Raw genomic sequence first — 18,294 nt, 5'->3', positions numbered from 1 at the left:
CACCCGGCTAGGCAACCCCGCACGCCATCCCCACCCCGAGCAGCGCACGGGAGCCCGCGCGCAAGAGCCACTCAGCGGATCATCCGCAGCCGATCCCAGATCTGCGTCGTCGCCGAGTTCATCGCCTGCCGGTTCGCCTGCCCCAGCGCGCTCTGCGCGAACGCGTTGCTCGCCTTGCCGATGCCGAAGACGCTGAACCCGCTCGCCGCCGTCACCGCCGTGAAGCTGCCGTTGGCGACGACGCTGCCGGCGAGGCGGCCGTTCTGCGGGTTCACGATCTTGATGTCCATGGCGACCATGCCGGTGCGCTTCGCCTTCTTGTTGTCCCAGGTGGGATTGGCGAGCCCGAGCGCCGTGCCGGCGATCGCCGCCTCGGAGCTGCCCGCGATGGCGCCGGCGATGCCGACCGCCGCGCCGAGCGCACCGAGCGAGCCGCCCGAGCCGCTGCCCTCGGCCTCGGCGACCTCCTGGAACTCGGTGATCGAGCCCTTCAGCACGAACGGCCCGACCTCGCCCGCCTTGCGGTCCACGAGCTTCGCCGGGCTCGAGCGGTTCTGGAAGTAGTGGTCGTAGTCGATGATGATGACGTTGCCGACGTTGCTGAGCGCGGTCGTCAGCTGATTGGCGACGGCGTTGCCGACGTTGCCGGTGACGCCCGCCGGCGGCGGGTTGTAGGCCTCGGCCTTCGGGCCTTCGGGCAGGAGACCCCACCCCCACGGCCCCCAACCGTAGCGCTGGCCGGGCACGCTCGGCGCCGAGCCGCCGCCGCCGCCCTCGGCGTCGAAGGTCATCGGCTCGACCGTGACGACGTAGCGCGGGAACGCCGCGTCGTAGGGAATGCGCACGACCTCGACCTGCGACGCCTCCGGCGCCTGATCGGTCGCGCGTGCCGACTGCTTGTCGACCGTCGCGTTGCTGCACGCGCCCGCCACGACCACCAAGCCCATCAGGAACAGATTCCGCATGCGAGTTCCTCCAGTCACGGCGCCCACCGATAGCAGACGCCCCGCGGGGTTTCGAACCCGGCGCCCCGGCTTGTCGCGACCGCGCCACCCGCATACAGCCGCCGCATGCGCGCTCTCTTCGTCGCTCTGCTGCTGGCGTTCGCGCTTCCGGTCGCGGCCGCCGATCCGCCCACCCCACGCCTCCGCTTCGGCATCCAGACGCCGCCGCAGAACACCACCTGGGACGACCTGCGCGCCATCTGGCAGGAGGCCGACCGGCTCGGCTTCCACAGCGCGTGGCTCTACGACCACTTCATGCCGATCTTCGACTCGAACGAGGACGGTCCGGTGCTCGAAGGCTGGACGACGCTGGCCGCGCTGGCGCGCGAGACGACGAGCCTGCGGATCGGCCTCCTCGTCGACGGCAACACGTACCGCAACCCCGCCCTGGTCGCGAAGATGGCGACCACGATCGACCATCTCAGCAACGGCCGCGTGCAGCTCGGCATCGGCGCGGGCTGGTTCGAGCGCGAGCACCAGGCGTACGGCTTCCACTTCGGCACGGCGCGGGAGCGCGCGCGGCGCCTCGACGAGGCGCTGCAGGTGATCACCAAGCTCTGGGACGAGAAGCACCCGACCTTCGCGGGCAAGTACTACACGCTCGACAGGGCGCCGTTCGCGCCGGCCAACGTGCAGCGGCCGCATCCGCCCATCGTCATCGGCGGCCAGGGCAAGGAGTGGATCGTGCCGCTCGTGGCGCGCTACGGCGACGCCTGGAACGCCGTGACCGGCGTCACCCTCGACGGCATCCGCGAGCGGCGCGCCATCATCGCCGCGGAGTGCGCGCGCATCGGCCGTGCGCCCTGCCCCACCGAGGTCTCGGCGCTCGTGCCGCTGGTCGCGATCACGAACGTGCCGCTCGCCGGGCCCGCCGTGCGGCTCGGCGCCCGCCTTCTCGTCGGCAAGGACGTCGCCGACGCGGTGATCGCCGACGCGCCGGAGACGATCCGCGAGCGCCTCGCCGCCTATGCCGACGCCGGCGTCACCGAGGTCGTCCTGAGCCTCCGTCCGCCTTTCGATCCGCGCCTGCTCCAGCGCTTCGCGGAGGAAATCATGCCGGCTTTCTCGCCGCCGGAAGGCCCGAAAAACCGGCGTTGACAGGGGTTCGGGGGGACGTGTAGTCCGTCGGGCCCGGCGCCAAACAGGGGGCCATCGGGGGCTCCCAGACGGGCGGCGCCGAAGCGAGGGACCAGGCACCTGCCATGCGGATCAACATGCCGGGAATTCGGGACCGCCGGGACGTCGACCGGCTCCTCACCACCTTCTTCCGGGACCACGACCAGGAGCCGGCGTTCAAGCGCGCCATGTCGTCGATCAGCCGCTTCTACGCCCTGCGGCCTCCCCGGGTGACCTGGTTCGAGTGGCTCGACTGGGGCAAGACCGGCGGCCGCTGCTACGAGGACGGCAAGATCCACCTGGTCCACCCCGAGAACTGGAAGCGGGGGCGCAAGTACAACAGCGAGCGCCAGTGGATCCAGACCGTCTACCACGAGATGGGCCACTACGTGCTGTGGGCGGACGCCGAGCGGAAAGCCGACGGGTTCGCCTACAAGTTCGTGCGCGGGGTGTCGGCGGGGACCCGAACCAACGGCGCGTCGGGTCGGCCGGCCGCTAACCAGTCACGTCCTCGCCGCCGTCGACGCCGATCACGTTCCCGCTGATCCAGCGCGTCCCCGGCAACGACAGCGCGACGATCGTCCCGGCGACGTCGTCGGGCTCGGTGAGGCGCCCGCCCGGGTTGCGCCGTCGCGCCTCGGCGAACATCACCTCGGCGACCGGGATCTTGCGCGACGCCGGCGTGTCGGTGACGCCCGCACGGATCGCGTTCACGGCGACGCCCTCGCTGCCCAGCTCGAGCGCCAGCTGCCGGCAGTGCGACTCGAGCGCCGCCTTCGCCGCCGACACCGCGCCGTAGAACGGCATCACCCGCGTCCCGCCCGAGCTGGTCATCGCGAAGACCCGGCTGCCGTCGCCGACGAGCCCGCGCGCGTGCAGGTCCTGCACCCAGTAGACGAGGCTGTGCGCCATCACGTCGAGCGTCATCTCGAGCTGGGCCTTCGTCGTCTGCTGTCCGGGCACGCCGCTGACGAACGCCTTCAGCGTGCCGAACGCGAGCGAGTGCAGGAGGACGCGCAGCGGCCTGCCGCCGGTCAGCTCGCGCAGGCGGTCGCAGACCCAGGTGCGCTTCTCGGCGTCCGCGGCGTTGACGTTCCATAGATGCGCCTCCACGCCGGCGGCGCGGCAGTCGGCGGCCACCGCCTCGGCGAGCGGCAGCGTCGCCTTGCGATCGAGATGGACGCCGGCGACGTGCATCCCGTGCCGTGCGAGCGTCCGCGCCGCCGCCGCCCCGAAGCCGCTCGACGCCCCCAGGATGAGCCCCCACTCGCCCGCGAACGGCCGCCACGCCTGCATCGCGGCGGAGCCTAACCAACGGTTGTCCGCGCGGCAACGTACGCGGTAGGGTCCGGCGCGTGGGAGGCAAGGGAGATCGGCCGGCCGGCCTCGAGAACCGCTGGTGGGTCGATCAGCAGCGCGATTCGAGCGGCTACGTGATCGAGACGCCGCGCGTCCCGCTCAAGTTCTTCCGCACCGGCATCGGCTACGACCAGGATCGCGCTCAGCGCCGGCTCACCGATCTCAACCTCAAGTGGTTCGACGAGGCCGAGTGCCCCGAGAGCGGCTGGGGAATGCTGCACCTGCTCGAGAAGCAGCGCGTCCCCGAGCCGCGCGTCGAGAAGGTGAAGAAGGCGTTCACGATCCCGACGGGCGCGCGCGCCATCCTCGTCGATTCCGGCGACGCGCTCCGCGCGATCGTGACCATGCTGCCCCTCGGCGCGCGCCTCGTCGAGGTGCGCATCGGCACCGACTCGTCGTTCGACGCGTGGGTCGCCGGCGAGTGGGTGCGCGAGGTCACCTTCCGCAACGCCGAGGAATGCCTGCGCAAGGCGCCGCGGCTGGTGACCGAGTACCTGACCACGGCGCGCGGCGCGCCGATCGCGTAGCCGACCGCACCCGGCGCGCCTCGCCGCCGCCGCGGCATGGGCGCCCCTTGAGCCTGCCGCAGCCTTTGGTCTATGAGCCGCGAACAGCGTTTCACACAGGGGGGGACACCCGTGGCGACAGACGACGAACTGGCGAAGCAGCGGGTCCAGGAGGCCGTGTGGGAGTGGACGCAGCGCCTGCTGGTCCTCGCCGTCACCTTCGGCTTCGGGTACTTCGCGGCGTGGGTGTTCTACGGCTACGGGCCCGACGGCGCGCCGGCGCTGCGCGACCTGCGCACGAAGCACGAGGCCGAGATCGTCGACCGCAAGAACCGGCAGGTCGACATCGAGGGGCAGCTGACCGTGGTGCAGGGCAAGCTGACGGGCTGCCAGTCCGACCTCCAGAAGGCGCGCACGTCCCTCGCCGCGGCGCAGAGCGCCGCCCAGGCCGCCGGCCGCCCGGCGGAGTAACGACCGTCCCCGGGCCCGCCACGGTGGCGGGCCTGCGCTTCAGACGACCTGCCGCGCGCGCAGACCGGCGATCGCGTCGGCGTCGAGCCCGAGCAGGTCGTGCAGGATCTCGTCGGTGTGCTCGCCGATCTGCTCCGGCCCGAGCCGCCGGACCTCGCCCGGTGTCTCCGACATCTTCACGACCACGCCCGGCGCGACGACCTCGCCGAGCTTCGGGTGCGGCAGGCGACGGATCATGTCGCGCGCGAGCAGCTGGGGATGCGTCAGCAGCTGGTCGACGGTGTAGATCGGCGCGCACGGCACGCCGGCGCCGTCGGGTCCGAGCGCCGCGACGACTTCGTCGACGGTGCGCGCAGCCACCCACTCGGCGACGATGCCGTTGATCTCGTCGGTGTTCGCGAGTCGCCCGCTGACGCCGCGGAAGCGGGCATCCTCGCCCAGCTCGGGGCGGCCGATCGCGGTCGCCAGCGCGCGGAACAGCTTGTTCGACGCCACCGCGATGACGAGCCAGCCGTCCTTCGCCCGGAACGAATCGTACGGCGCCGTCCCCAGGTGACGGTTGCCCACCTGCTTCGGCATGCGGCCCGACGCCGCGAAGATCGCCGGCCAGCTGTCGAGCAGCGAGAACATCGCGTCCTGGCTCGACACGTCGATCGCCTGGCCGCGCCCGGTCGCCGCCCGCGCGACCAGCGCACCGAGGACGCCGACCGCACCGAACAGGCCCTGCACGTAGTCGCCGAGCGAGCCGCCGCCGCGGGTCGGCGGGTTCCCCGGGAAGCCCGTCAGCGACATGAAGCCGCTCGAGGCCTGGGTGATGATGTCGTAGGAGGGCCGGTCCTTCCACGGTCCCGTTTGCCCGAAGCCCGACAGGCTCGCGACCACGAGCCGTGGATGCTCGCGGCAGAGAGCCTCGGGCGCGAGGCCCCAGCGCGCCAGCGTGCCGCCGGCGAAGTTCTCGACCACGACGTCCAGGTGCGGCAGGAAGCGGCGGAAGAGCGCGCGCCCCTCCTCGTGCCGGAGGTCGAGGGTGATGCCCTTCTTGTTGCGGTTGAGCGCCAGGAAGAACACCGGCACGCCGTCGACCGGCGGATAGCCGTAGCGCCCCTCGTCGCCGCCCTTCGGCGCCTCGACCTTCAGCACCTCCGCGCCCATGTCGGCGAGGATCGAGGTGCAGTACGGCCCGGCGAGGAAGCGCGTCAGGTCGAGGACGCGGATGCCGTCGAGCGCGCCCACTACTGGCCGTCCTTCAGCTGCCGCTTCCAGTCGAGGATGCGCGCCTTCGCGCCCTCCGCCTCCGCCTCGGGGACCATGTCGGCCTGCTGGTAGAGCCGCGACAGCGTCGTGTGCGCGAGGACGTCGTCCGGCGTCAGCTCGACGAGCTTCTTGCCGGCCTCGATCGCCTCGGGATGGCGACCGAGCTCGGCCAGGGCCAGGGCCAGGCCCTGCCAGGCGTCGGCGAACCCCTCGTCGAGCGCGATCGCCTCCCGGTACCTCGCGATGGCGTCCTCGGTGCGGTCCTCGGCGACGAGATCCACCGCGGCGTCGAACAGCTCGTACTTGTCGGCCACGGGCTCGACGTAGCCCGCCGTCGCGGGATCCGGCAAGCGGGGTCGCCCGCCGGGGGTCGCTCGCATTGACAGGCCCGAAGCCCGCTCCCTACCCTCGGGCGATGTCCCTCGAGGCCGCGCTGGCGGCGGCGATCCGCGCGACGGCTGCGGGCGCCGCGCTCGACTTCGAGTCGTGGGCGCTGCGCGTCTTCGCCCACCAGCTCGCGCACGACCCGCCCTACCGCGACTTCTGCCGCCGCCGCGGCGTCACCCCGGCGACGGTCGCGCGCTGGCAGGACGTGCCGGCCGTGCCCGCCGCCGCGTTCAAACGGCTCGAGCTCGCCTGCGGTGCGCCCGAGGCGACGTTCCGCTCGAGCGGCACCACGCAAGGCCCCGACGCGCGCAGCCGCCACCTCGTGCCGCACCTCGACCTCTACCGCGCTTCGGCGCTGACGGGCTTCGCCCGCGCCGTGCTGCCCGACGGCGAGCGCCCGCACGCGCTCTTTCTCCTGCCGCCGCCCGACGTCCGCCCCGACTCGTCGCTCGTCCGCATGTGCGCCTTCGTCGGCGAGGCGCTCGTCGACGGGCACGAGTGGCTCGCCGACGCCGGCGGCCTCGCGCTCGACCGCCTGACCGAGCGTCTCGCGGCGCTGTCCGCCGACGGGCGCGCCGTCCTCGTCGCCGGACCGACCGCGGCCTTCGCGCGCCTGTTCGCGACGGACCGCCGCTTCCGCCTCGGCCCCGGCAGCCGGATCATGGACACGGGGGGCGCCAAGGGGATGGATCGGCCGTTGTCACGTGCCGGCTTCCTGCGCGCCTGCTGGAGCCACCTCGGCGTCGCCGGCTACTGGTGCGTCAACGAGTACGGCATGACGGAGCTCTGCTCGCAGTACTACGACAGCGCGCTCGCCGACCGGCTCGCCGGCCGCAGCCTCGACGCGCGCCGGCTCGTGGCCCCGCCGTGGCTGCGGACGCGCGTGCTCGATCCCGACACGCTGGACGAGGTGCCCGCCGGACGCCCGGGCATCCTCTGCCATCACGACCTCGCCAACGCCGGCTCGGTGTCGGTCGTCCTCACCGAGGACCTCGGACACACGGTCGGTGACGACGGCTTGGCGGTGACGGGGCGCGTACCCGGCGCCGTGCCGCGCGGCTGCGGGCTGCTGCTGGCCGAGCTGGCGGAGGGTGCCGCGACGTGACCGCCGCTTCCCCGCGGCCTGGCGCGCTGCACGCGGCGATCGACCGCGCCGTCGTCGCGCGCGCCGCGCTGCGGACGCGGCCCTTACGCGAGACGGCGACGGCGCTCGCGGCCGCCGCCCGCCGCTGGGCCGGCGACGACGCCTGGCGCGCGCCCCTCGCGGACGAGGCCGCGCTCTCGCCCGCCAACGTCGACGCTGCCGTCGCCATCGCCGCGGCAGCGCTCGATGCCGACGCGCTCGCAGCGCTCGCCGACGCCGAGGGGCGCGAGGGAGCCGCTCCAAGGCTCGTCGCCGAGGTGCTGGCGTCGAACGTCCCCGCCCTCGCGCTCCCGGCGATCGCGCTCGGCTGCCTCGCCGGCGGCGCGACGCTGGTCAAATCCGGCCGCGCCGACACCTCGTCCGCCGACGCGTTCCACGCCGCGCTGGCCGCGGTCGACCCCGAGCTGGCGGCGACCGTCGTCACCGCGTCGTGGCGCGGCGGCGACCCGGAGGGCGCGGCGGTGCTGGCGCGCGCCGACGTCGTGGTCGCGAGCGGCCACGATGCGGCCATGGCCGCGCTCGCGACGCGGCTCGGCGACCGCCTGGTGGCGAACGGCAGTCGCACCAGCGTCGTGGCCCTGGGAGGCCCGGCGCGCGACGACGTGGCCGCGGCGATCGCGCGCGACACGGCGCTGCACGACCAGCGCGGCTGCCTGTCGCCGACGACGGTCTGGGTCGCCGGCGAGGTCGCGGCGTGGGCCGAGGCGCTGGTCGCAGCCCTGGTCGACGCCGCCCGCGTGCTGCCGCCGGGCCGGCGCCGCTCGCGGTGCGCGCGGCCGTGCGCACGGCGCTCGCCGCGGCCGAGTTCGCGGGCGCGCGTCCTCGCGGCGGGCCCCTGGGGCGCGGTGCTCACGGGCGGGACGCTCGACCTGCCCGGCGCGCGCACGCTGCACGTCCGCCCCCTGCCGTCGGTCGACGCGCTGCCCGCGCTGCTCTCGGGCGTCGAGTGCGTCGGCGCGCACGGCGGCGGCCTCGACACCGAGGCGCTGCGCGCACGCGGCGTCGCGCGCGTCTGCCTGCCGGGCCGCATGCAACGGCCGCCCATCGCCTGGCCGCGCGGCCAGCGCGCGCCGCTGGCGACGCTGCGCGGCCGCCCGGGAGCGCCGCGCATCCTCGTGGAGGCGACGTGACGGATCTCGCCGCGCTCTTCCGCCGGCACGTCTGCCAGACCTCGGACGCCCCGATGGGCCTGGTGGTAGGTGAGGCGCGCGGCGCGATCGTGTGCGACGCCGGCGGCGGCGAGTGGCTCGATCTGCTCGCAGGCATGGGCGTCGCCAACGTCGGCCACGCGCATCCCGCGGTGGTCGCGGCGATCACGGCGCAGGCGGCGCGGCACCTGCACGTCATGGTCTACGGCGAGATGGTGCAGGACGCGCAGGTACGGCTCGCGACGCGCCTGGCGACGCTGCTGCCCGCGCCGCTGTCGGTCACCTACTTCACGTCGAGCGGCGCGGAGGCCGTCGACGGCGCGCTCAAGACCGCGCGCAAGCACACCGGGCGCCGGCGCTTCGTCGCCTTCGAGGGGGCGTTCCACGGCGACACGTGGGGGGCGCTGTCGGTCGGCGGCAACCCGCTCTACCGGGCGCCGTTCGAGCCGCTGCTGCCCGAGGTCGCGTTCCTGCCCTTCGACGACGTCGCCGCGCTGGAGACGATCGGCGACGACGTGGCCGCGGTGATCGTCGAGCCGGTCCAGGCCGAGGGCGGCGTGCGCATCCCGTCGCCGGACTTCCTGCCGGCGCTGCGCCGCCGCTGCGACGCCACCGGCGCGCTGCTCGTCTTCGACGAGGTGGTGACGGCGTTCGGGCGTACGGGGCGGCTCTTCGCCCTGGAGCACTCCGGCGTGGTGCCCGACCTGCTCGTGCTCGCGAAGGCGCTCGGGGGCGGCATGCCGCTCGGGGCCTTCGTCGGCTCGCCGGCGATCCTCGGCACGCTCGCGCACGATCCGCCGCTGGCGCACGTGACGACGTTCGGCGGCCACCCCGTGTCGTGCGCCGCGGGCGGCGCGGCGCTCGACGTGCTGCTGCGCGAAGGCCTCGTCGCACGCGCCGCCGCGCTCGGCGAGCACCTGCGGACCGCGCTGGCGGCGCACGTTCCCCGCGGCGGCCTCGCCCGGGTGCGCGGCCTCGGCATGCTGCTCGGGCTCGAGTTCGCCGACGCGGCCGCGTGCGCCCGCTTCGTCGCCCGGGCGCGCGACGCGCGGCTGATCCTGGGCTGGACGCTCCACCGCGACGTCGTCGTGCGGCTGGCACCGCCGCTCGTGCTGACGGACGACCAGGCGGCCGACGCGCTCGGGCGCATCGCCGCCGCCCTCGGCTAGATCAGGCGGGCGGCGCGCCCTTGAAGTTGGTGCGCAGCACGAGGTCGGCGAGCGGCACCGTCACGTTGAAGTTCCACTTCTGCATCAGCTCCGGCGTGTGGTGCAGGGCGTGGAAGCGACGCAGCCAGCGGATCGCGGGGCTGCGGCCGATCGGGTTGTCGTCGGCCAGGTGGTACGAGAGGTGCAGCCACTCGTACGCGACCGTGTAGCCCATCGTCGACGCCACCCAGAGCAGCGCGACGTTGTGGCCGACGAGGAACCAGAGCGCGAGCGTGATCGGCAGCGTCGTGAAGAAGATGGCGACGATGCCGTAGAATGGGATCAGCACCAGCCGGAACTCGCGCGTCGCGCGCATGGCCATGTCGTTGCGCACGAAGATGACGTGGTGCTCGGGCGTGTGCCGCCAGAACAGCACCTCGAGCGGCCAGGTGCGGCGGTGCAGGATGTTGCGGTGGATGTACCACTCGTTGAAGTTGATCAGCACGAGCACGATCGGCACCGTCAGCCACTCGCGCCAGCTGGGCTGCTCGAGCAGCGCCAGCGACGCGACGATCGCCCCGATGCCGACCAGCGAGGGGAACGCGAGGTGTCCCCACGGGCTGTACCACCACGGGATGCGTGCGACGGCCTCGGCCCGCACCCGGTCCCGCTTCGTCGGCGGCTGGGTGATCTCGAATGCGCGGGTGTCCGTCCTCTTCGTCAGCACCGGGCGATACTAGGCCGGAGGCCCCGCGGCAGACAACGCCTGTCCGGGGCCTCCGGCCCGCGAGCGGGCGGCCGTCAGGGCGGGCAGGACACGGCGGGAGGGGCCTTCGTCGCGGTCCACTTCTTGCCCGCCTTCCACCTCACGCGGCCACCGAACGCGAAGCAGTAGCGCCGCCCGCCGATGCGCAGCTCGGCCTGGACGGGCTGGACGTCGGCGTCGAGCGCCACCCCGAGGTCGCCCCGGGCCGCGATCTTGATCTGCTTGCCGGGCTTCAGCACGACCGCCGTCACCGGCGCAGCGCCCCTCAGCCGATAGCCCTTCTCGGGCTTCTTCCTCGAGAGCGGCCCCCACGCGCCGGCCGGGAGCGTGAACGTGCGGTCGAAGCCGGTGCCGCGCAGGCGCAGCGCCCCGCCGACGAGCGTGGGGTCGTCCGCCGTGCCGAGACCCCTTCCTGCGGTCACGCTGCGATCGTTCGAGAGCAGCGCGAGGCGCGTGGGCAGGAGCATCAGCTTCTGGCCCGAGAGCATCTCGCTCGGCAGCGTCGTCGACGTGGTCGAAGTGGACGTCGTCGACGTGGTGGTGGTGGTCGTCGTGGTCGGCTCGACCACACTCGCGATCTTCGCACCGAACGTGAAGCCGAGCAGCTGGCACCCGTTGCCGACGTCGTCGGGATACTGGTAGCTGCCGTCGGAGCCATACGTCGTGCCGCCGTCTTCCCCCGCTGCGTCCTGCACGTAGACGCCGATTCCAGTAGCGCCGGGAAGGGCTGGGGCCCCGATCGTCACGGTCACCGTGACCACTGCGCCGGCAGCGAAGTCCCCCTGGACGCCGGTGACGTAGCTCCCGTCGTCCCAGAGGTTGACGGCGTACTGCCCCGCATCCTCGACCTGGAACACGACGTCGAACGTACACTGCATCTCTTCGCGATCGATCGAGAGGATGGTCGCGTTCTTCTCCGCCGCAGCCGGCGTCGCCAGTGCCAGCACGCACGCCGACGCAATCCCGAACCGCCGCAGCTTCCACCACTCAGCCATCGCACACCTCCCGATACCGGGTATGGTATCGGCGAGGCGTTCCGGGTGTCGAACGGCTGCCCGGGGCGCAGCGCCCCGGGCAGCCGCCATGGCGTCAGTCGTCCTCGTGCTCGAGGACCTCGGTCTTCTTCTCGATCACGCGCGGCGGGGGCGGCGCCGCCCGCTCGACGTTCGAGCGGGTGGACTCGTAGGTGGAGTGCTCCTCGACGCTGCCGTCGCCCGTGCGACGGGTCGTGTGCTGCTCGACCGAGTTGGTCTGCTTCTCGGTCGCCGGGGGCGGCGGAGGCGGAACCTCCACCGCCATCGAGCGGTGCTCGTACGTGCGCTGCTCGGTGACGGTCTCTCCGGCGAGTACCATGCCGCCGCTCAGTGCGATGGCGGCGGCGCTCAGGATGATCGTCTTGCGCGGCATCACTTGTCCTCCCTGTCGGTGGTCGTGGAGTCGTAGCTGCGGCGGATCACGGTCGAGCTGTCCGTCGTGTCCGGGCTCGGGGCCGCCATCGTCTCGGTCGTCGTGGTGCGCCGGACGATCGTGCGGTCGTTGGAGCAGCCTGCGGCGCAGATCGCCGCGAACCCCACGAGCAGTGCCGTGGCCTTCAGGTTCATGGTGTCCTCCTGGGCAAGGGGGACGGTGCAGAAGGCGTGCCGTCGCTACGACTGCGACTTTCCAGGCCTGCCGCAGGCGGCGGCATGCGCAGTTCTACAAGCGGGGACGCGCGGAGGCGCTCAGCGACCGGACAGCCGCGCGAGGATGACGTCGGGACGGATCACCGCGTCGGTCGGCGGCATCGGCACGCGCACGGCGAGCGTGATGGAGCCCTTCGGCCCCCAGAAGAAATAGCTGAACGACAGCAGCCGCGGCGGGCCGGGGAGGAGCTCGACGCCGAGGAAGCGCGGAATGCCGCGGTCGTGCGGCCACAGCTCGCCCGCATGATAGAGACCACGATCGGCGATGCAGATGACGCCTTCGCGGCGCGCGAGGCGACGCGTACGGCCCCGCTCGCCGGACTGGATCGCGAGCCCGACGAGCCCGAAGAGCAGCGTGACCCCGCCCCCCAGGGCGGCCGCGGGAACGAGGTCGCCGCGCACGTCGCCGCCCTCGGCGACGCGGATGCCGAGCATCAGCGCGACGACCAGGCCCGAGATGGCGGCCCCCGCGATCGTCGCGATGCGCGCCGCAGCGGGCTGCGCCGCGAGCTCCTGCGCGAGGTGCGCACGCCAGACCTCGGGTGGCACGATCCAGAATGCGATGTAGTCACCCGCCGCCATCGCGTCGACGACCGAGCGATCCTTGCGCACGCCGAGGTGACGAGCGGCGGCGAGGAGGAGCGCGACGATGCCCAGCGTGAGGCAGACGCCCGCCACCGCGGGCCCCGGCCCAGGCCCGAGGTACGTCGCACCGGCGACCGCGCCGGCGAGAAGCACGAGCCCTGCGAGCGCCCAGCGCCATGCCGTGCGCTCGGCGGCGAGCGGCAGCCGAGACGGCAGCGGCTCGGACAGGCTCATGCGGAGGCGCTCCCGACGGCGCGGTCGCCGACACCGCGGCGCGCGGGCTCGGCGGCCACGGGGATGTCCACCCGCCCCGCGCCGACGATCGGGAGGACCGTCACTGACAGCCTTTCGCCTTCTCCACGCCGGTACAGACGTTCCTGCCGCGGTGGCCGACGGCGCGATCGGTGCCGGAGCCGCCGTGGAGCGTGTCGTCGCCCTTACCGCCGAGGAGGACGTCGTCGCCGGCGCCGCCGTGGAGACTGTCGTGGCCCGGACCGCCGACGAGGACGTCGTTGCCCGGTCCACCGTGGATCTCGTCGTCGCCGCCGCGGCCGAAGATGCGGTCGTTACCGCCGCCGCCGAGGAGGAGATCGGGGCCCTTCGTGCCGACGATCCTGTCGTTGCCGGGGGTGCCGATGCGGACGGAGGTGATCGGGTTCTCGCAATCGCCCGCGATCGGCCCGGCCTTGTCCCATGCGACGTTCCACGCGCCGGCGTCCGGGTCCTTGCCGTCGGGGAACGGCTGCGCCTTCGGCCGCGGATCCGGGCTCGGGTCGACCGCGAACGCGGACGACAGCGTCACCGCGAAGCCGGGGCAGCCGCCCTCGGGGCAGTCGACGTCGCGCCCCGCCCAGCCGCAGATGGCGGAGTCGTCGGCCATGCACTCGGCGTGCATCGGATCGCTCTCCGGCAGGCTGCACTGGCAGCGGTCGTCCTTCCAGGCGCAGAAGCTCGGCGGCTGGCACTTCTTGCGGCGCACGTCGCCGAAGGCCTGCCCGTACGCCGTGAGGTCCACCGTCACGGTGAGGATGCCGGTCCGCGCGTCGTAGATGCGGGTCCAGCCGGCGGGCCATGCGACCGGCGTCGGCGCGAGCGGCGAGCTCGCGACCGACATGCCGAGCGCCGAGACCTTCTGCGCGGCGTCCCAGCTCGGATCCTTGCCGACGTACATCTGATACGCCTGCCGCGTGCTCGGCTTCGCATAGAGCAGGAACACGTTGTAGGTCTGCCCCGGCTCGAAGACCGTGAAGTTCGTGATGCCGCCCGCCGCCTCCTGGCGTGCCTGCGAGACGGTGGTGTCGATGTAGTAGACGCCGTTGTTCACGGTGAGGCTGTTGCGCTGCCACATCGCCTCGCCCATGAGCTGGATGCTGCGCGAGCGGTCGTCGAGCTTCTTCGCCTTCTGCTCCGCCTTGGTCAGGTACTGGCGGTAGAGCGGTACGCCGTAGCACCGCTGGTTCGTACACACCCGGTTCCACGTCCCCGGACAGGCCTCGGTCACCGCGCACTGCGGATAGACGACGGTCGACACGTAGTCGTACGGCGTCGTGCGCGACGTCAGGTCCGACCGGCACTGGATGGTCTCGACCGGCGCCGCGAAGAAGGAGTCCTCGTTCACCGTGGTGGTGCCGACGAGGCCGGTGAGCGAGCCGTCGTCGTCGTTCAGCACCGTCTGGCGGTCGACGTCGGTGAAGCCCGTGAACATCCCGCCCGAGCGCGTGCAGTAGCGGTCGACGACCGCCGCAGGATCGGTCTGGAAGGTGCCGGGCAGGAACGACGGCTCGATCACGAAGTGCCGGATGTCGACGTCGTCGAAGAACAGGTTCCGCGAGCGGAAGGCGGGCGGATAGTAAAAGCCGTTCGGCTGCTTCCAGCCGATGGCGGCGTTCGGCAGATAGCACGCGTCGCCGCGCCGCGGGACGCCGAGCGTGCGGCCGTACGCGGGATAGTCGCCGGCGGGACAGTTGCCGTTCACGAGGTCGCAGCCGACGAGCGGCGTCGTCCTCACGTCGAGATAGGCGTTCGACTCCTGGTAGGCCGGGCCGTCGTAGATGTTGAAGAGGCGCTGGCCGGCGCCGAAGTTGCTGATCGGGAAGGCGACGCCCTCGGCGCGCGACAGGCAGTTGTCGCCCTGCCCCGTGTCGCAGGCGAGGCCGCCCTTGGTGTTGAAGGGGCCGCCGGCGCCGGCGAACGGATTGTCCGGCTGCGTCTCGCCGATGAAGACGTTCTTGCGCGCCAGCGCCCAGTGGCCGCCGATGGTCGAGGCCTCGGTGTAGTCACCGCCCGTGATGAAGGTGAGGCCGCCGTTCTGCACGTCGGAGATGACGCTGTTGACGACGAGATACCACTGCGGGCGCAGCCAGATCGCGGCGAAGTTCGTCTCCGTCCAGTTGAAGGCCGAGGTGTAGCGGTCGAGGACCGTGACGGCGCAGTTCTGCTGCGCGCCGTTGCCGCACTTCGCCACCGTGGCGCAGTCCTCGCCGGGACGGCACAGGGTCGCGAAGCGGCCGCCGCCCTGGTCGACGACCGGATAGTAGCTCTGGCCGGCCGGGCTCGACGCCGACGGCGCCAGCGAGTTGGCCACCGCCGGGATCGACGTGTCCGGGCTCTCGTTGATGCCGTGGCACACGGCCGTGTTGCCGACGACGTTGAACGAGTTCATCGCCGTCGAGCAGAAGTTGCCGTGGAAGCGCTTCAGCGGCGTGGTCGCGGCGCGGTCGAGGTTCGCCTGCATGGCGGCGTACGAGTCCCACGTCTGGTGGCGCGAGCCGCCGCTGTTGGCGCCGGGCACCAGCCAGTAGCAGGCGCCGCACGAGGTCGCGCCGACGGCCATGTTGCCGACGAACTCGTTCCAGCCGTTCATGATCCAGAACACCGACGGGTGGTCCCAGTCGGAGTGGTAGGGCACGTACTCGCCGGCGCCGTCGGGTGCGGCGAGGATGCCGGGCACGCGGCGCGGGTTCTGCGCGTTGTCGATCGCGGCGCGGGCGAGAACGCCGAGGTTGGCGTGGAACCTGTTGTCGATCTCGGTGCCGTCCTCGATGTAGTAGCCGTGCCCGATCGACTTGTAGCCGACGTTGCGCTCGAGCGTGACGCCGTGGGTCGCGTGCACCACGTAGAAGCGCGTCATGGAGTCGTGGACCGAGCAGTCGCGCACGAAGGTATCGCCCGGCACCTTGCGCGCCATGTGGAAGTGCACCGGGTAGTGGCCGAGGCGACCGCCCTGGCCGAGCTGCTGGAACTCGACGCCCTGCACCTGGAACTTCTTGAAGCCTGCGCGCGCGATCGTGTGGCCGCCGAAATACTTGCCCGGCGCCTCGGCGTAGAACGCGTCGCCGTAGGCGTCGCCGGCCGAGACGATGCGGATGCTGCGCGTGAGCAGCCCGACCGCGGCGCGGGTCTCGGCCTCGTCGAAGTCGATGCCGATGCGCGCCGGCACGGCGGCGAGCGAGTACTTGGCGCCGTTGTGCGCGTAGTCGAGCGGGCGATCGAGGGTCAGCGTGGTCTTGTCGGCGGACACGCCCGTGATCGTCCGCTGCTCCGAGTGGCCGGGAAGGTAGTCGGTCGTGGTGACGACGATCTCGCTGCCCTCCGCCCAGTCGACGGCGCGATCCACCTTGATCGACGGCGCGCCCTTGGCGACGGTGCCGTCGAGGCGACGCCAGCTCGTGCCCGAGTCGGTCGGGTCGAGCGGCGTGTAGGTGGCGCCCTGCTTGCCGAAGAGCTGCAGCGTGCCGCCGTAGCCGACGCCGAGCACCTTGTAGCCGAAGAAGCCCTTGGTCACGCCGCCGTCGTCGTAGGGCAGCGGGTGGTACTGGTAGAAGTAGTCGGTGACGCCGCCGGGCAGCGTCTGCTCGGACCCGCCGTTCGTCGCCCACACCGTCGGATCGACGCCGCAGATGCCGCCGGGAGATTTGCAGATGGCGCCCTGTCCGCCCTGGCTCTCGGTACCGAACGGCTCGGCGCCCTGGTCGGGGCCGTAGAGATGGATCGTGAGCCTGCCGCCCGCGGTGCCGATGGGCTGCGGCACGCCGGCGATCAGCGAGCCTTCGTTCTCGACGATGATCGACGACGCCCAGAACGCGATCACCTCGTCGGCGAAGGTGAGCGTGCCGCCGCCGTACACGTTGACGTTGCCGTAGTGGTAGGTGCCCGCCCCCACGGTGCACGGCCCGACCACCTCGAGATCCTCGCCGCTGCCGGCCGGCAGCGCTTGCGGCGTATCGCCGCCGCCGGCGGGACATTGCACCGCACGCGCGACGTCCCCCCCAGCGCACAGAGCCAGAACCCACACGCCCATCAGCCAACGCCGCACGCGAAGCATCGCGACCCAGCTTGCCGCACGGTCCGTTCCGGCTTCAAGCAGCGCGCCGCCGCACAGCCGCCGCGCCGCCGCCACCCGCATGACCGCCGCGCATGCAGCAGGCACGCACGGCCGCGAGGATTCGGGCGCGGATCGCCCAGGCCTGCTATGGAGCCCGCATGGAATGTCGCCGGCTGGCCGCGTACGTCCTCTTCTTCCTTGCCGCCCTGCACGCCGGGGTGAGCGGCGCCGCGGGCCGCACGCTGACGATCCCGGACGCCTTCACGCCCGTGCTGGTCGGCTTCGTCGGCGACCGGACGGCGCCGGTGAAGGCCACCGACGGGCGCTGGCACGTCGTCTACGAGCTCTGGCTGACGAACGCCCGACCGGTGCCGGCCACGCTGACGCGACTCACGGTCCTCGACTACGACCAGCAGAGCCGCGTGCTCGCGACCCTCGAGGGCGCGACCCTGCGCGAGGCGATGCACGACCTCGCGACCCGCCCCGTCACCGACCTCTCGCTCGCGCCCAACGAGTCGAAGCTCGCGTACGTCGCGCTGGCCTTCGACGCCCTCGCCACGGTGCCCGATGCGATCGTGCATCGTCTCGAGGGCACCGGCGCCGCCAGCCCCGCGGCGCGTGCACCGGCGCCCATGCGCTATCTCGCCGCCCCCTGGGACATCGCCGAGACGACGCCGGTCGTGCTGGGGCCGCCGCTCGCCGGCGACGCCTGGGTGGTCGCGAACGGCTGCTGCAGCGGGCGCGGCGCGCATCGCGGCGCGATCCTCCCCGTCGGCGGCCGCCTGCGCGACGCGCAGCGCTTCGCGATCGACTGGATGCGTGTCGACGCCGAGGGCCGCCTCCTCCGCGGCGACCCGGCCAAGGTCGAGAGCTACCTCGCCTACGACCAGCCGCTGCTCGCCGTCGCCGACGGCACCGTCGTCGAGGTGGCAGACCGCTTCGACGATCAGCTCCCGGGCTCGCTCCCCGACCCGCAGACCGTCACCATCGAGAACGTCGACGGCAACCACGTGATCCTCGACATCGGCAACGGGCTCTACGTCTTCTATGCCCACATGAAGAAGGGCAGCGTGCGCCCGCAGCGCGGCGAGCGCGTACGGCGCGGGCAGGAGATCGGCCGCCTCGGCAACACCGGCAACTCGTCGGCGCCGCACCTCCACCTGCACGTCATGAACGCCCCCTCGGCGCTCGCCGCCGACGGCCTGCCCTACGTGTTCGACCGCTTCACCCTGCGCGGCACGCTCGACGCCGAGCGCTGGTACGACGCGAAGAGCACGCTCGAGGAGACGTATCGTCTGCTGCCGGCCAGCGGCGGCGCAGGCCCGCGCCAGGACGAGCTGCCGCTCGATCTCGACGTCGTCGACTTCCCCGCCGCACCGTAGCGCCCGCCCGCGCGGGCG

General features: G+C 72.7%; 18 protein-coding genes. 8 read left to right on the top strand and 10 right to left on the bottom strand.

All coding sequences use genetic code 11. The features are described from left to right. Positions 1-71 precede the first annotated feature (71 nt). On the bottom strand, positions 72-965 hold the full coding sequence (locus KIT14_05290; GenBank protein ID MCW5889949.1) for a hypothetical protein: 894 nt from the start codon (positions 963-965) through the stop codon (positions 72-74). Positions 966-1,070: 105 nt separating this feature from the next. Between KIT14_05290 and KIT14_05285 the strand changes: the two genes are divergently transcribed. Beyond that, a complete protein-coding gene (locus tag KIT14_05285; protein ID MCW5889948.1) occupies positions 1,071-2,102 on the top strand; it encodes a TIGR03560 family F420-dependent LLM class oxidoreductase in 1,032 nt (343 codons plus the stop codon). Positions 2,103-2,218: 116 nt separating this feature from the next. Beyond that, positions 2,219-2,665, top strand: a complete 447-nt coding sequence (locus KIT14_05280) for a hypothetical protein (GenBank protein MCW5889947.1) — start codon at positions 2,219-2,221, stop codon at positions 2,663-2,665. On the opposite strand, the gene KIT14_05275 is transcribed toward KIT14_05280, so the two are convergent. Further along, positions 2,616-3,416 (bottom strand): SDR family oxidoreductase, encoded by an 801-nt coding sequence (locus tag KIT14_05275; protein MCW5889946.1) that lies wholly within the window; start codon positions 3,414-3,416, stop codon positions 2,616-2,618. The genes KIT14_05280 and KIT14_05275 overlap by 50 nt on opposite strands. A gap of 59 nt (positions 3,417-3,475) precedes the next feature. Between KIT14_05275 and KIT14_05270 the strand changes: the two genes are divergently transcribed. Beyond that, positions 3,476-4,006, top strand: a complete 531-nt coding sequence (locus KIT14_05270) for a hypothetical protein (GenBank protein MCW5889945.1) — start codon at positions 3,476-3,478, stop codon at positions 4,004-4,006. Positions 4,007-4,117: 111 nt separating this feature from the next. Continuing rightward, positions 4,118-4,456 carry a hypothetical protein gene (locus KIT14_05265; protein MCW5889944.1) on the top strand — a complete coding sequence of 113 codons (339 nt, stop codon included), beginning with the start codon at positions 4,118-4,120 and terminating at the stop codon, positions 4,454-4,456. A 39-nt stretch (positions 4,457-4,495) separates the two neighbouring features. On the opposite strand, the gene KIT14_05260 is transcribed toward KIT14_05265, so the two are convergent. Then, the gene (locus KIT14_05260; GenBank protein MCW5889943.1) at positions 4,496-5,689 is read right to left on the bottom strand and encodes a CoA transferase; all 1,194 of its coding nucleotides are present in this window, start codon (positions 5,687-5,689) and stop codon (positions 4,496-4,498) included. Next, a complete protein-coding gene (locus tag KIT14_05255) occupies positions 5,689-6,024 on the bottom strand; it encodes a tetratricopeptide repeat protein (GenBank protein MCW5889942.1) in 336 nt (111 codons plus the stop codon). Before KIT14_05255 ends, KIT14_05260 begins: the two co-directional genes overlap by 1 nt. Positions 6,025-6,125: 101 nt before the next feature. Between KIT14_05255 and KIT14_05250 the strand changes: the two genes are divergently transcribed. From KIT14_05250 to KIT14_05240, 3 genes are read left to right on the top strand one after another with little or no spacing between them, the layout of a single operon-like run. Continuing rightward, positions 6,126-7,202 carry a long-chain fatty acid--CoA ligase gene (locus KIT14_05250; protein MCW5889941.1) on the top strand — a complete coding sequence of 359 codons (1,077 nt, stop codon included), beginning with the start codon at positions 6,126-6,128 and terminating at the stop codon, positions 7,200-7,202. Then, complete coding sequence (locus tag KIT14_05245; GenBank protein ID MCW5889940.1) at positions 7,199-8,371, top strand: hypothetical protein; 1,173 nt, start codon at positions 7,199-7,201, stop codon at positions 8,369-8,371. The genes KIT14_05250 and KIT14_05245 overlap by 4 nt, the downstream gene beginning before the upstream one ends. Beyond that, the gene (locus KIT14_05240; protein MCW5889939.1) at positions 8,368-9,558 is read left to right on the top strand and encodes an aspartate aminotransferase family protein; all 1,191 of its coding nucleotides are present in this window, start codon (positions 8,368-8,370) and stop codon (positions 9,556-9,558) included. Before KIT14_05245 ends, KIT14_05240 begins: the two co-directional genes overlap by 4 nt. Before the next feature lies 1 nt (position 9,559). On the opposite strand, the gene KIT14_05235 is transcribed toward KIT14_05240, so the two are convergent. From KIT14_05235 to KIT14_05210, 6 genes are all read right to left on the bottom strand, one after another. Further along, a complete protein-coding gene (locus KIT14_05235; protein ID MCW5889938.1) occupies positions 9,560-10,264 on the bottom strand; it encodes a sterol desaturase family protein in 705 nt (234 codons plus the stop codon). A 74-nt stretch (positions 10,265-10,338) separates the two neighbouring features. Beyond that, the gene (locus KIT14_05230; GenBank protein MCW5889937.1) at positions 10,339-11,298 is read right to left on the bottom strand and encodes a hypothetical protein; all 960 of its coding nucleotides are present in this window, start codon (positions 11,296-11,298) and stop codon (positions 10,339-10,341) included. 94 nt (positions 11,299-11,392) lie between these two features. After that, entirely contained in the window at positions 11,393-11,710 is a 318-nt protein-coding gene (locus tag KIT14_05225) for a hypothetical protein (protein MCW5889936.1), read from the bottom strand. Beyond that, on the bottom strand, positions 11,710-11,904 hold the full coding sequence (locus KIT14_05220) for a hypothetical protein (protein ID MCW5889935.1): 195 nt from the start codon (positions 11,902-11,904) through the stop codon (positions 11,710-11,712). Before KIT14_05220 ends, KIT14_05225 begins: the two co-directional genes overlap by 1 nt. Positions 11,905-12,024: 120 nt before the next feature. Then, positions 12,025-12,804, bottom strand: a complete 780-nt coding sequence (locus KIT14_05215) for a hypothetical protein (GenBank protein MCW5889934.1) — start codon at positions 12,802-12,804, stop codon at positions 12,025-12,027. A gap of 100 nt (positions 12,805-12,904) precedes the next feature. Next, positions 12,905-13,930, bottom strand: coding sequence for a hypothetical protein (locus tag KIT14_05210; protein MCW5889933.1), 1,026 nt, complete (start codon positions 13,928-13,930; stop codon positions 12,905-12,907). A gap of 3,122 nt (positions 13,931-17,052) precedes the next feature. Here KIT14_05210 and KIT14_05205 point away from each other — a divergent pair. After that, entirely contained in the window at positions 17,053-18,276 is a 1,224-nt protein-coding gene (locus tag KIT14_05205; protein ID MCW5889932.1) for a M23 family metallopeptidase, read from the top strand. Positions 18,277-18,294 lie beyond the last annotated feature (18 nt).

The organism is bacterium (assembly GCA_026129405.1).
GTDB lineage: Bacteria > Desulfobacterota > Binatia > DP-6 > DP-6 > JAHCID01.
The sequence above is the reverse complement of the archived record's forward strand: the minus strand, read 5'-3'. Positions and strand labels throughout refer to the sequence as shown.